Genomic DNA, 12,678 nt, shown 5'->3' with positions numbered 1-12,678 from the left:
AAAAACAGTGTTTCCCGTTATTGGGAGGCACTGTTTTTGTTTAGAAGGGCCAAATGAATGAATTTCTATAATCATAGTTTCCGTTGATTTTCATCTGCAAGAATGACATTAATAAAGTAATACGCCAAGAAAAGAGGATACATGCGTGATTACACATAAAGGAACACAGGAAATCCGGACAGAGCGTCTACTACTGAGGAAGATCCAACCTGAGGATGCAGGAATGGTATTCCAGTGGATGAGTGACCCGGAGGTTTGTAAATACGAACGCTGGTCTCCCCATCCAAGTGCCGGCTTCAGCAAGAGTTATATTAAAGAAGTATTCGGCGGATACCAGTCCGAGCTGACCTACCAGTGGGGGATTCAATTGGGGGATGAGCTTATCGGATCGGTGAGTATTGTAAATGTAAACGATTATGATCAAAAAGCTGTCCTTGGCTACTGTCTTGCCAGAAAATACTGGTCCAACGGGTATACAACAGAAGCTGTACGGGCAGTGGTCCGTTATATGCTTTCCGAAATCGGGCTGAACCGGATCGAAGCGTCCCATTCCGTGAACAATATGGCCTCGGGCCGGGTTTTGGAGAAATCGGGCTTTGTGCTGGAGGGACATGCGAAGGATTATTATTGCTGCAGCTTAGGGCTGCAGGACAGCAATTTGTACGGCATAACCCGGAATCAGCTGTAGAATCAGAGGGGGAAGCAATGTGCATTATGATTTATTAACCCGTTTCGATAGGAATGAGCTGTATTTGGTCAAGGACAAGGAAGGCTTCACCCGGGATATCGGGCGTCTTGTCGCTATGATGACTTGGGCTAGGGCTACCACTCTGGAAACCGTCCGCAATCTATCCATCGAGCAGTTGGACTTTCTGATGGATGACAAAAGTAATTCAATCGGGGCGCTGCTTCTGCATATTGCCGCCATAGAAACTGCCTACCAGACCGATACCTTCGAGAACAGACTGTTTAATGAAGCGGAAACCGGACAGTGGGGCGCCGCACTGGAGCTGGGGGATAAAGCCCGTCAGGAAATAAGAGGCTACAGCCTGCAGGATTATATCACGATTCTGAAGGATGTCCGGCAGAAAACCTTAAACGGCCTTCAGGAGAGACACGACGATTGGCTATACATCGTATCCGATTGGTGGGGGCATAAACCGGCCAATCATTATTTTAAGTGGGTTCATGTGATGGAGGATGAAATCAGCCACCGCGGGCAGATGCGGATCATCAAGAAATATTTTGCGTAAAAAAAAGCACCTTACCACCAGGCATGTCCCGGTAATCAAGGTGCTTTGATTTTTTGCAGATTAATGTGATTTCAACTGCGCATTCTGGTGATGATAAATTGCCAGCTTATGGATGATTTTCTCACTGGAAGCATTAACCCCCTTAACGCTCACACGGTTGGAGCCGGCACGGAACCGTAACACAGCTTTATCCAAGGCACCCACTCCAGAATCATCCCAAATGTGTGCATCAGTAAAATCAAGCACGATATCCTGATCCGCCACATTAAAATCGAAGGCATCGATAAATCCTTCAACGGAAACAAAGAACAGCTGGCCTTTTACCCTGTACACAATTTGATTGCCCTTCAACTGCTTCGTTACCGCAACTTTGGAAATCTTGGCTGCGAAGAAGATGGCGCTCAAGACGATACCCACAATTACTCCCACAGCAAGGTTATCGGTAGCCACCACCATCAGAACGGTAGCGACCATCACAACAGAATCGCTTATGGGCGCTTTTTTGAGATAAGAGAAGGAAGACCAATCGAAGGTACCAACAGAAACCATGATCATGATCCCTGCTAATACAGGCATGGGAATCTGGACAACTAGCCCACCCAGCACAAGGATGAGGAACATCAGGAACATACCTGCTACGAAGGTGGACAATCTGGTCCGACCACCTGATTTGACGTTGATGACGGACTGTCCGATCATGGCGCAGCCGGCCATTCCGCCGAAGAAGCCATTCACAATATTGGCCATGCCTTGCCCGCGGGCTTCTTTGTTTTTGTCGCTTTCGGTTTGGGTCATATCATCAACAATGGTTGATGTAAGCAGGGATTCAACCAGACCCACAACCGCCAGGGAAAGGGAATAAGGGAAAATAATCTGCAGGGTTTCCCAATTCATCGGGATGTCGGGAATCAGAAAGGTAGGCAGAGTTTGGGTAATAACTCCCAAATCACCTACTGTGCCCAAGTCCAAACCGCCCCAAATAGCAACTGCGGTAAGAAGGATAATAGCAATGAGAGGAGCAGGTACCGCTTTGAAATAACGCGGCAAAACATATACAATAAGCAGTGTCACAGCAACAAATAGATACGTCATCGCGGATATCCCGAAGAAGTGGGGGACCTGGGCCATAAAAATAAGAATGGCCAGGGCATTGACAAAACCCATCATTACGGGTCTTGGGATAAACTTCATAAGCTTGGCAATTTTGAGCACACCGAACAGCAGTTGGATGATCCCGGTTAAGATTGTTGCCGCCAGTAAATATTGGAGACCATGTTCTTTCACCAGAGGGACCATCAGAAGCGCCATTGCCCCGGTAGCAGCTGAAATCATAGCCGGCCTACCGCCGATAAACGAGATCAGCACAGCAATGCAAAAAGAGGCATAGAGGCCTACCATCGGGTCTACCCCGGCAATAATGGCGAAGGAGATCGCCTCCGGGATTAATGCCAGCGCAACAACAATACCCGACAAAATATCTCCTTTTACATTGGAAAACCATTCATTCTTTACTTTCTGCAGCATGCTTTGCTCTTCACTCCCTAATGTTTTTATCTCTCGTGTATGATCATTAGAGATCGTACCATGATTATTCCCAAAAATAAACCCTTTTTGGGAAAATGGATGAACGTGCTTTTTGGCACATACTTGACGAATCGGGGTTATATCATGCTTATTGGGTACAGCAGACCGTTTCATGATGATTTGGAATGCAGGAGCCAGCTTGAGCAATTGCAGGCGGTCCCCTGCGAAAGCTATTATGCGGAGGAGCATTCTTCTCCCAAAAAAAGAGTGGTTCTAAAGCAAGTGTTCCTTCAGCTTAAGCCCGGTGACACCTTCATTGTTTGCAGGTTATTTTCTCTTGCTGACTCCACGAGGCATCTTGCTGAGGCATTAGACCAGTTGCATGCTCAAGGAGCGTTTTTCTTATCGTTACAAGAGAACATCGACACACGGGAGCCATCAGGCAAGCTATTCCATCAGAATGTACAAGCCTTACTCCATTTCCAAAGCGACATCATCAGTGAAAATACCAGGCGGGGCATGTATGAGGCCAAAGAAAAGGGGCTGAAATTAGGCCGGCCGCGCAAGCTGGATGCCAATATTAAACGGGCGATCAGCATGTACGAAAGCAAAGCCTACAACTTAGCACAGATCCGTGAAGAAACGGGAATCAGTAAATCCACCCTTTACCGCTATTTGGAAAGTTAGTGCTGCCATTTTCGTATTTACATTTGGCCTCCCGCGGCTTATAATAAGACGGGTCAAAACAACTGAATAATGATGTACGCAATTAACCACTTTATTGTTTTTTGGATTCCAAAACAATAGGGTGGTTTTATATTTTTTTAAAGGAGGCAGCAAGAATTGATTCAGGTGTGGAAGAACTCATTGTATGTATTTTTGGGCGCATGTTCATTTGGGATATTGTCCACCATTGTAAAAACAGCATATAACGAAGGCTTTACGATTCAGCATGTGATGGGCGGCCAATACGGCTTTGGCTGGCTTTTGATGTTAGGTCTCATGCTTATTTTTTCGAGAACGAAGGTAACCCTCAAGCAATTTATCCGGTTGGCGGGAGTTGGAGCATGCACATGCCTGACGGGTGTCTTCTATTATATGTCTCTGCAGACACTGCCTGCGTCCATTGCCATTGTGCTCTTGTTTCAGTTTACCTGGATCGGTGTGGGGCTTGAAGCATTCCTGTCCCGGAAGCGGCCCTCCAAGGCTACACTGATCTCCATCCTGATCTTGTTTGCCGGTACTATTCTGGCAGGGGGAATACTCGGTGGCGGCCAGTTTGATCTGAGTGTGGCCGGTGTGCTGTACGGTTTGGGTGCGGCGCTGATGATGGCATTGTTCATCTATTGCAGCGGAAGAGTGGAGACTCAGCTGCCGATTATCGCCCGCAGCTTCTACGTCACTACCGGGAGCTTGCTGATGCTGCTGACCATTTTTACACCCAAGGTTGTCCTGATTCTTGCTGAGACTCCTGCCATATGGCCGTACGGCGTTCTGCTAGGGGCCTTCGGAGCAGTGATTCCCGTGTTGCTGTTTGGTCTAGGTGCGCCGAAGATTAACCCGGGCCTTGCCAGTATTCTGAGCGCTGGGGAGTTCCCGGTTGCTGTATTCGCATCGGTTCTGGTGCTGCATGAGCAGGTGACCTCTCTGCAATGGCTCGGGATCGTGGTGATCCTGTTGGGTATTGCTTATCCCCAATTGAAGGCAAGCTCTACCTCCGCCAAGGAACGGATTTCCAAAGCAGCGTGAGCCGAGGAATGCAGGAGATATAAATCGTCATTTAAGAAACAGCGCCAACTGTCCGGTTGGCGTTTGTTTGTGTTTAAATTTCACATTACATTAAGGTTACATAGAATCCGGATTAAGTCTGTTTGTTTATTCTTGACTATGTAAGGGAGAAACAAGCAGAGGAGTGAAGTGAGAATGACGAAGAAATCCAGGCTTCCCAGGGTGACGGCTGCCGCACTAACCTTAACGGTAGCAGCAAGCCTCTTTAACACAGCCTTCGGGGCCAAGGTGCAGCCAGCCTCCATTCCAAGCGGTCCCCAGGTGCCTATGGAGGTAGAGCAGTTTGCCGATGGTTTTTTTGGACAGCCGGAAATGAAGGAGAGCTTGGCAGGAGCCGCACTGGTTGTGGTCAAAGACGGTAAGGTATTGTTGAAGAAGGGTTATGGATATGCCGATGTGGACAAAAAGGTGCCGGTGGACCCGGACCGGACCGTATTCCGAGTAGCGTCCATTTCCAAGGTGATTACAGCAACAGCCGTTATGCAGCTGGCTGAGCAGGGAAAATTGAATTTGAACCAAGACATTGCCGCCTATACCGGAGATGTCCAGATTTCCAATCGGACAGGCGCTCCGCTTACCATGAAGCACTTGCTGACGAATGCCACCGGCTTCGATTACGGGGATACATCCGAAATGTCGACAAACGATCTGAAGAGAGAGACCCCTATTAAGCAGTACATGCTGGACAATACCCCTACCGTTGTACGCAAGCCGGGAGACTATTACCGCTACGATAATCTGGGCTTCACCCTTCAAGGTTATATTGTGGAGCAGGTGACAGACCAGCCCTTCGGCGAATATGTGCACAAGCATATCTTTGAACCGCTGGGTATGATGAACAGCAGCTTCCGTCTGACACCCGACATTATGAAAGGACTGGCTGTTCCCTACAACCAGCTGGGAGAAGCTATGCCTAATTATGCAACGGTGCCAACAGAGCTTCCAGGGGGCGGAATGCTTACTACCGGCTCCGACATGGCTCAATTCATGCTGGCTCATCTTAACGGAGGGACATTGGGAAATGAAACGATTTTGAAGCAAGAAACAGCGGCAGACATGCATAAACCCCAGCTTGCCATTCATCCTAAACTGCCGAATATGGCGTACGGCTTTGAATATGCAGCCCAGCAGGATTACAATGGATATCATGTGGTAGAAAAAGGCGGAGATATCGAAGGGTATCACAGCGGCATGTGGCTGATCCCGGATGAGAAGGTTGGCGTGTTCTTAACCGTAAACAAGGATATTGAAATCCGTCAGCCCTTTATTCAAGCCTTCATGAAGCACTATTTCCCGCAGCAAAGCATACCGGAGGCTCCTAAGAGCCAAACCCGGACAGATCTGAAGAAGCTGGAGGGCATGTATAGCGACCTGCGCAACCGGATGTGGACCAGCCGCATCCGCGCTGACGACGGTAAGCTGATTGTGAAGGACCCGCTGGGCGAGCATATCCTGCAGGAAATGGAGCCGCTTCTGTTCCAGGATGAGCAAGGCGCCAGAGCCGCGTTCAAGCTGGACAGCAGCGGAGAAATCGATGCCTTTTATTATGAGATTAAATCCGACAGCTGGGCCGAAAAAATGCCTAATCCACATCCTTATGCAGATGTTGCAGCGGATAGCGCTTATGCTCCATACATTACGCATCTGCAGCAATTGCAGGTTCTTGCCGATGGAAGCTCTGTAGATCGCTTCAAGCCTGACCAGGCGATAACCAGGGAGGAGTTTATCGGCTGGTTTATCCGGTGGGCGGGCATTGCCCCTTCCCGGCAAAAGCCGGTATTCGCCGATCTTGAAGGCAGCGCCTACACCAAGGAAATTCAGGCGGCTTATGAATTTGGACTGATTGAAGGGGCGGCAAGCGACAGCTTTCATCCGCGGGCGCTGTTGATGCGTCAGGAAGCAGCTGCTATTGTATGGCGGATGGCATTCCGCTATCTGCATGCCGAGCCTCAAGAAGCTGTCCTTTCCGGGGAAACGGATTCCTGGGCAGAGGAAGGCGTCCGTTTTGTAGTGGGTAAGCAGCTGTTCGGTCCTGAAACAATTGAAGGCGCAAACGGCTCTTACAATTATGACTCCAAGAAGCCGATGACGAAGGAAGAAGCGGCTGCACTGTTATCATTGTTTGCTGACCGTCTATTTTAATCGTTCAATCTCCCTCTTGCTTGGCATTTCAAGGCGGGAGGGGGTTGTTTTGACGTAGAGGAGGAATGAAGCTGAAGACCATTCTCATCATTGACGATGAACCTGAAATTCAAGAGCTATTGACCATCTATCTGAATAATAACGGCTATCAGACCCTAACGGCCAGCAATGGGCATGAGGGGCTGGAAGCACTTCAGAAAGAAAGCATTGATCTGGTGATTGCCGATATTATGATGCCGGGAATGGACGGTTTGGAGCTGTTGAAGCGAATACGTCCTCATTCGCCTATCCCGTTTCTATTTATATCCGCCAAATCGGACGATATGGACAAAATTTTCGGCCTGCAGCTTGGGGCAGACGATTATATCGGAAAACCCTTTAATCCGCTGGAGGTTATAAGCCGGGTTCAAGCCATATTCAGACGTTTGGAGGCTTTTTCCAGGATCGAAAAGCAGGATCAAGAGGTAATTGAAATCGGCGATATCAAGCTGGATGTAAAGAGCTGCAAGCTGTATAAATCGGGAATGATCAAGGAACTGACGTCCTTTGAATTCAAAATCCTTGCGCTGCTCATGGGACAGCCGGGACGGGTTTTCACCAAAGCCCATATTTACGAGCAGGTCTGGGGAGAGGAATACCTGGGGGATGAGAACATCATCATGGTCTATATCAGCAAGCTGCGGGAAAAAATCGAGGATAATCCCAGAAAGCCAGTGTTTCTGATAACCATAAGGGGGTTGGGCTACCGGTTTGAAAAAGGGTAGAGGACTGCCGCACAGGCGGCCGCTAAAAAAACTGTTCTTTCACAACTATATGGTCATAAGCGGCCTGCTGTTTTTGACGATGATTCTGTCACTGTTCGGTGCTGATTTCGTGATGGACCGTTATATTGATCCGCTGGACTTTAGAACAGTGGACGGCTCGGATATTTACCGATATCCATTCGAAAATATCAGCGGTGAGCTGCTGGACAAGTATGGTGGATGGCTCGAAATTGTGAATGCGCAAGGAGAAGTGATCTTCGTAAAAGGCAATAAGAAGGATCAGATTATGCAATATGCGGCGGGACAAATCTATGCGAAAATGGATCTGGAACGAAATGATGATTCCATCAGCTATCATGCCTATCCGGTGGAAGAACCTAATGGCGAGCCCTATACACTTCTATGGAAAATTCCAGAGCCGTTGGGCAAAATCTCCGCGGCGCTGGGGATTTTCTTTGCTTTGTTTGCTCTGCTTCTTTTTATAGCTAATTATATTTATTCCCGTTATTCGGTCCGTCAGGTCAAGAAGCCTCTCCGGCAAATTCTGGACGGCATTAAAGAGATGGAGCAGTTTAACTATACCAAACGCCTGGACTACTCGGCGGAGAAAGAATTCGCTGAAATTCAAGAAGCCTTTAACGGGATGGCGGAGCGCCTGCAGCGCACCTCTATGGAGAAGGAAGCTATGGAAGATAATAAGAAGAGCCTGCTTCTGCATTTATCCCATGACCTGAAAACACCCATTACCTCCATCTACGGCTATTCACAGCTTCTGCTGGACAACCAGATTCAAGACGAAACCCAACAACGCAAATACATCCAATACATCTATGATAAATCCGCATACATGGCCCATTTAATTAAGGATTTGTTCGAGCTTGCGAAGCTGGATGACCGATTGCTTGCTCTTCATAAAGAGAAGGTCAATATCACCAAGTGGTTCCAGCAGCAGATTGTGGAATTCTATCCGGAAATAGAAGAGAAGGGATTCCAGTTGGAGGTTCAGGTTCCAGAGGAGCCGTTATTTGTGCTCATGGACCAGCTCCATATGACCCGCGTGATAACCAACTTGATCACCAACAGTCTGAAACACAACTAGCCAGGGACGTCGCTGTACGTATCCTGTGAAAAAGCCGAAGGGCAAGCTATTCTCTGGGTCGGGGACGACGGTGCCGGTGTAAAGGCTGACATTCAAGAGCATATCTTCGAGGAATTTGTGCATAGTGGAGGATCCGGAAAGGACAGCTCCGGTCTGGGGTTGGCGATTTGTAAGAAAATTATGGAACTGCATGGAGGCACCATCAAGCTGGATAAGGATACCCGGTATTCAACCCTGTTCCGGATCAGCCTTCCCTGTGATCATCCGTATTAGCCTTGGCCGTTGGTTGGCTTAAGGCTTTTTTTGTTGATTCTTAAACAATAAAAATGACCGGGTTCATGTCCCATGACCCGGTCATTTTTTTTATTGATTTCCCTTTTTGATCCATTCGGCTATGGTGAGGACACGTTTGGTTTGATGGGCAACAGCCGTTTGATATGCCGCGGTGTCTCCTACAATCTTGTTATTTTGGTCAACCGCCACGCTTGTCCCATACGGATTGCCGCCGGCGCCGTATACCGCGGCGTCTGTATATCCAGGCGTTACTACAATGGCTCCCCAATGGTACATGGTTGTATAGAGCTGCAGAATGGTTTGCTCCTGGCCCCCGTGGGCATTTTGGGCGGAGGTCATGGCGCTCACCGCTTTATTGACGGTTTTACCCTGGAACCAGATGCCGCCGGTGGTGTCCAGGAACTGCTTCATTTGCGATGCCACATTCCCGAAGCGGGTGGGGGTGCTGAAGATAATCGCATCGGCCCAAACGATATCGTCCGGGGTAGCAACAGGAATATCCTTGGTCGCTTCCACATGTGCTTTCCATGCAGGATTGCCCTCGATAACGGATTGCGGGGCAAGCTCCTGAACCTTCAGAACCTTTACCTCCGCGCCAGCTTGTTTGCCGGCTTCAGCTGCCCACTGGGCTAGCTGATAGTTGGTTCCGGTGGTGCTGTAATAAATCACCGCTAATTTGACTGTTGACATTTTACCCGGCTCCTTTTCAATGAAATGAAAACCTTAAGTAAATATATCCCATTCTCATTTAATTATACAGGAGCTCTCCGGAACAACAACCTTAATAGTTTGTTAATGGTTTATTTAGAGGAAAGCAATGCTTATGCGCTAGACTAAATAAACCAGAACAGAAGGAGGGAGTATAATGGACCTCAACAGCATTATTACGACGATCTTGCCTTATGCTTCCCTTGCGGGATGTGCAGGGGTTATAACAGTCGGTATTCTATTATTAGGGTATTATTTCTATCGCAAAAAAGGTGGCCTTTACACCATAACCAACGTGCAGGGTATAACAGTTTTCCTGCTGGCAGCCTGGTTGACACTGGTAGTTGGCTTAACATTGCTTGACCGCGGCGCCCATTACGGAGGGCGGATCAATTATTGGCTGTTCAGCGGGTATGTGGCTGCATGGAACAACCGCTCTTTCGGTGAGTTCCAGCAGATCGTATTTAATCTGATCATGTTTATGCCGTTAGGGTTTTTGTTGCCTTTGCTGGGAAAACAGTTTCAACGGGCAGTTCCGGTTGTGATGGTTTCGTTTCTCATATCCCTTGGTGTGGAAACGGCACAGCTCCTGACCGCCAGAGGAATTTTTGATTTAGATGACCTTCTGCATAACACGCTGGGAGGTTTGGCCGGGTTCAGTCTGCTTGATGCAGTTCTAACCAGCGCTAAGCAAAAAAAGCTTTCTATAGAATTGGCTTACCGGCAGCAGAAAATGCGAAACGGTCCAGTCCGCCAGGCTATCTATGATAAGTCCACATAATCGCTGACATCCCGCTCTTTTTTCAGTTGGCGGCTGAGGTAGTTGTCCTTCGTGATTTTGGTGGAGGAGTGGCCCACAGTCTCCGAAATCCAATCCAGCGGAGCACCGTTGGCATAGGAGGTTTGGGCAAAATAATGCCTCATGAAGTGGGGAGTGACCCGATTCCCATGTACCGTGGTAAGCCCGGCGGCAGCCATTTGCTCCGACAAGTAGGTGGACAAACTGGTCAGGTTGTACCGTTTGCCGTGACGGTTGGGATAAAAGGGGGATTCATCCCCGCTGCTCAACACCACCGGTAACCCGACCCGCCGCCGGTATTCCATCAGAACCTCCAAGGCGTAGTCTTTGATATGGACATGCCTGAGCTTGTCCCCTTTGGTCCGCGTGATCAGATAATGCCGCTTCCGGCTCCGATCGTAGTACAAATCCCCCCAACGGGGCAGGATCACCTCGTTTAGCCGCATACCACTGGTGGCCAAAATGAGGAGGAGGGACTGCACCTTGGGGTTTTCCTTATGAAATTCAATGGCTAACCGGAGATCCGCTTCCTCTATATCCCGTTCGGGAATCTCCTCCTTGATTTTTGCCACCTGCCGCAGGCCCCGTGCAATATTCTTCTGAAGGTAACCCTCCTCATAACACCAGGTCAGGAAAGAGTGAATAATGACGATCTTCTTCGCCTGAGTGTTGGATTTCGGGTAACGCTGCTCCAATCGTGCCTGAAACATCTCCATATCAAAACGGGACAGCTCCCGGATATCCCCTTTACCCGATTCAGACATATCCACCAGGAAAGTGGTCAGGGTGCGCACATAATCCTCTTTTGTTTTGTCCTTCCTCTTTTTCTCCCGGTTATGGACATACAGATAGACCATCCCTAGGTTCGAAATCCCGGAGTAATCGTAATTCCCATCTTCATCCTCATACGCAGATATGCTTTCACGAAGGTGAAGGTAATAATGGCTGTTCATCAAAGTTGCAACCAGGTCAACAGCCGCTTCACCAGATATCATATGATCTGAGGAAAAAAATGCTGGTTTACCTCGTATAGTTAATTCATTCAAAATCCATCACCGCCTGAACATAAAATAACTTTTCTATTATACCAAACCTTATCTTCAAAAGGGAAACTCATGTATAAAAAGTGACTTCTATAGCCCAATCGAAAATAACGGTACATTCTTTTAGTTTGTACATAAAGTATGCATTCATAATTAAAATGTTACTAAAATTAAAAGGTTATGTTCAATTGAAACAGTCAATTGAAAAATTTCTCGTAATTGTTTATAGTAATATAAAACAAAATCATGCGAGGAACGATAATGGAAACATACATAAGCTTGACAGAAGCAGCGAAATTTCTTGGTATCACCACCACCTCTCTTTACAAGATCATCAATCATGAGCAGACGGAGAAACGGCTGGAGCCCGTGAACCGAACTACCCATCGTGGAGATGGAGGTTACCGGTTCCGGGCAACAGATGTCGAGACATTCAAGAGAAACTACGTAAAACAGGATCTGACCTCAGTGGAGGCAGGACGCCGTCTGGGTAGATCCCCTACCTTCATCCATAAGCTGATCCGTGATGGTTTGATTGGTTATTATGAGGAGGAATACAGGGGCAAACGGACTTTCTTCATTAAAGAGGAGGAACTGGAGCGTTACCAAAACGAACATCCGGACTCCGGGAAGTCGGATGCCATTTACGATAAAAAAAGCGGGGTCTTCCTGTACCAGCCCTTCGGCAAGGATGGCGCTGTGGCCAGGGTGATGGAGTTAAAGCGGCTGAACAATAAGAAAATCGAAGCCAAGCTGAGAACAGGGGACGGGGAAACCCTCAGCTACGAAGAAGCGCGCCGCCAAGGCTGGAAGCCCTTAATCGAAATCACCGAACGCAAGGCCGTTAACGGATACGGCTATGCCCAATTCGAATTTCCGAAACCCCAGTCACAGGACTCCATTATTTACACTATTATAGAGGAGTTTTTCAAGCAAACCGGCCCTGCCAATATGAAGCTGTCACTGAATAACGGACATATTCTCCTTGAAGTAAGAAAATCTGTCCTGTTGGGGATAATGCCTGCCACACACCCGGATCTCATCGATAAGCTGAAGCTGTTCATCAAATCGGGTGAGGTTATATCCAAGTATGACGGTACGCTTATCGATACCGGGCTGGTTCCCGTTACCTTTTTTGTCTCGGAGCAAGAGAGGAAGGAACTGCTGATGAGAGCGGAACAGGAGGGCCTGTCCCTGCAGGATTGGTTAACGGGGCGTTTGAACCCAAGCGCCGAATAGAAGAAAAACAGCCGTGTCCAAACAG

The 12,678-nt window shown here is 48.1% G+C and carries 13 protein-coding genes; 10 read left to right on the top strand and 3 right to left on the bottom strand.

The genetic code is table 11. The annotated features are described in order from the left end of the window. Positions 1-145 precede the first annotated feature (145 nt). Positions 146-688, top strand: coding sequence for a GNAT family N-acetyltransferase (locus ACI1P1_RS22615; protein WP_416218711.1), 543 nt, complete (start codon positions 146-148; stop codon positions 686-688). Between the two features lie 115 nt (positions 689-803). Continuing rightward, positions 804-1,253 (top strand): DinB family protein, encoded by a 450-nt coding sequence (locus ACI1P1_RS22610; protein ID WP_416218772.1) that lies wholly within the window; start codon positions 804-806, stop codon positions 1,251-1,253. A gap of 60 nt (positions 1,254-1,313) precedes the next feature. On the opposite strand, the gene ACI1P1_RS22605 is transcribed toward ACI1P1_RS22610, so the two are convergent. Then, positions 1,314-2,777 carry a SulP family inorganic anion transporter gene (locus ACI1P1_RS22605; protein ID WP_416218771.1) on the bottom strand — a complete coding sequence of 488 codons (1,464 nt, stop codon included), beginning with the start codon at positions 2,775-2,777 and terminating at the stop codon, positions 1,314-1,316. A 207-nt stretch (positions 2,778-2,984) separates the two neighbouring features. Between ACI1P1_RS22605 and ACI1P1_RS22600 the strand changes: the two genes are divergently transcribed. The 6 genes from ACI1P1_RS22600 (at position 2,985) to ACI1P1_RS22575 (ending at position 8,843) form a co-directional block, all read left to right on the top strand. Continuing rightward, entirely contained in the window at positions 2,985-3,464 is a 480-nt protein-coding gene (locus ACI1P1_RS22600; protein WP_416218710.1) for a recombinase family protein, read from the top strand. Between the two features lie 165 nt (positions 3,465-3,629). Next, complete coding sequence (locus ACI1P1_RS22595) at positions 3,630-4,526, top strand: EamA family transporter (protein WP_416218770.1); 897 nt, start codon at positions 3,630-3,632, stop codon at positions 4,524-4,526. Between the two features lie 174 nt (positions 4,527-4,700). Next, on the top strand, positions 4,701-6,707 hold the full coding sequence (locus ACI1P1_RS22590; protein WP_416218709.1) for a serine hydrolase: 2,007 nt from the start codon (positions 4,701-4,703) through the stop codon (positions 6,705-6,707). 65 nt (positions 6,708-6,772) lie between these two features. Further along, complete coding sequence (locus ACI1P1_RS22585; protein ID WP_416218708.1) at positions 6,773-7,471, top strand: response regulator transcription factor; 699 nt, start codon at positions 6,773-6,775, stop codon at positions 7,469-7,471. After that, positions 7,458-8,570: a histidine kinase dimerization/phospho-acceptor domain-containing protein gene (locus tag ACI1P1_RS22580; RefSeq protein ID WP_416218707.1), complete on the top strand. Its 1,113-nt coding sequence runs from the start codon at positions 7,458-7,460 to the stop codon at positions 8,568-8,570. The genes ACI1P1_RS22585 and ACI1P1_RS22580 overlap by 14 nt, the downstream gene beginning before the upstream one ends. A 12-nt stretch (positions 8,571-8,582) precedes the next feature. Next, a complete protein-coding gene (locus ACI1P1_RS22575; protein WP_416218769.1) occupies positions 8,583-8,843 on the top strand; it encodes an ATP-binding protein in 261 nt (86 codons plus the stop codon). 90 nt (positions 8,844-8,933) lie between these two features. Here ACI1P1_RS22575 and wrbA read toward each other — a convergent pair whose 3' ends face one another. After that, entirely contained in the window at positions 8,934-9,554 is a 621-nt protein-coding gene (wrbA, locus tag ACI1P1_RS22570; protein WP_416218706.1) for an NAD(P)H:quinone oxidoreductase, read from the bottom strand. Positions 9,555-9,729: 175 nt separating this feature from the next. Here wrbA and ACI1P1_RS22565 point away from each other — a divergent pair, with 175 nt between their 5' ends. Beyond that, a complete protein-coding gene (locus ACI1P1_RS22565; protein ID WP_416218705.1) occupies positions 9,730-10,353 on the top strand; it encodes a VanZ family protein in 624 nt (207 codons plus the stop codon). On the opposite strand, the gene ACI1P1_RS22560 is transcribed toward ACI1P1_RS22565, so the two are convergent. Continuing rightward, positions 10,335-11,324 (bottom strand): tyrosine-type recombinase/integrase, encoded by a 990-nt coding sequence (locus tag ACI1P1_RS22560; RefSeq protein WP_416218704.1) that lies wholly within the window; start codon positions 11,322-11,324, stop codon positions 10,335-10,337. The two genes, ACI1P1_RS22565 and ACI1P1_RS22560, sit on opposite strands and share 19 nt — an antisense overlap. A gap of 351 nt (positions 11,325-11,675) precedes the next feature. On the opposite strand from ACI1P1_RS22560, the gene ACI1P1_RS22555 reads away from it, so the two are divergent. Further along, positions 11,676-12,653, top strand: coding sequence for a hypothetical protein (locus tag ACI1P1_RS22555; protein WP_416218703.1), 978 nt, complete (start codon positions 11,676-11,678; stop codon positions 12,651-12,653). Positions 12,654-12,678: the final 25 nt, after the last annotated feature.

This window comes from Paenibacillus mesotrionivorans (assembly GCF_046098205.1).
GTDB lineage: Bacteria > Bacillota > Bacilli > Paenibacillales > NBRC-103111 > Paenibacillus_AR > Paenibacillus_AR mesotrionivorans.
This window is presented reverse-complemented; position numbering and strand designations above follow the sequence as displayed.

Excerpts from the sequence above, each read along its gene's own strand:
- ACI1P1_RS22610 (WP_416218772.1), top strand. The coding sequence starts at position 804 with ATGATGACTTGGGCTAGGGCTACCACTCTGGAAACCGTCCGCAATCTA.
- ACI1P1_RS22555 (WP_416218703.1), top strand. The coding sequence starts at position 11,676 with ATGGAAACATACATAAGCTTGACAGAAGCAGCGAAATTTCTTGGTATC.
- ACI1P1_RS22560 (WP_416218704.1), bottom strand. The coding sequence starts at position 11,324 with ATGAACAGCCATTATTACCTTCACCTTCGTGAAAGCATATCTGCGTAT.
- wrbA (WP_416218706.1), bottom strand. The coding sequence starts at position 9,554 with ATGTCAACAGTCAAATTAGCGGTGATTTATTACAGCACCACCGGAACC.
- ACI1P1_RS22590 (WP_416218709.1), top strand. The coding sequence starts at position 4,701 with ATGACGAAGAAATCCAGGCTTCCCAGGGTGACGGCTGCCGCACTAACC.
- ACI1P1_RS22565 (WP_416218705.1), top strand. The coding sequence starts at position 9,730 with ATGGACCTCAACAGCATTATTACGACGATCTTGCCTTATGCTTCCCTT.
- ACI1P1_RS22585 (WP_416218708.1), top strand. The coding sequence starts at position 6,773 with ATGAAGCTGAAGACCATTCTCATCATTGACGATGAACCTGAAATTCAA.
- ACI1P1_RS22605 (WP_416218771.1), bottom strand. The coding sequence starts at position 2,777 with ATGCTGCAGAAAGTAAAGAATGAATGGTTTTCCAATGTAAAAGGAGAT.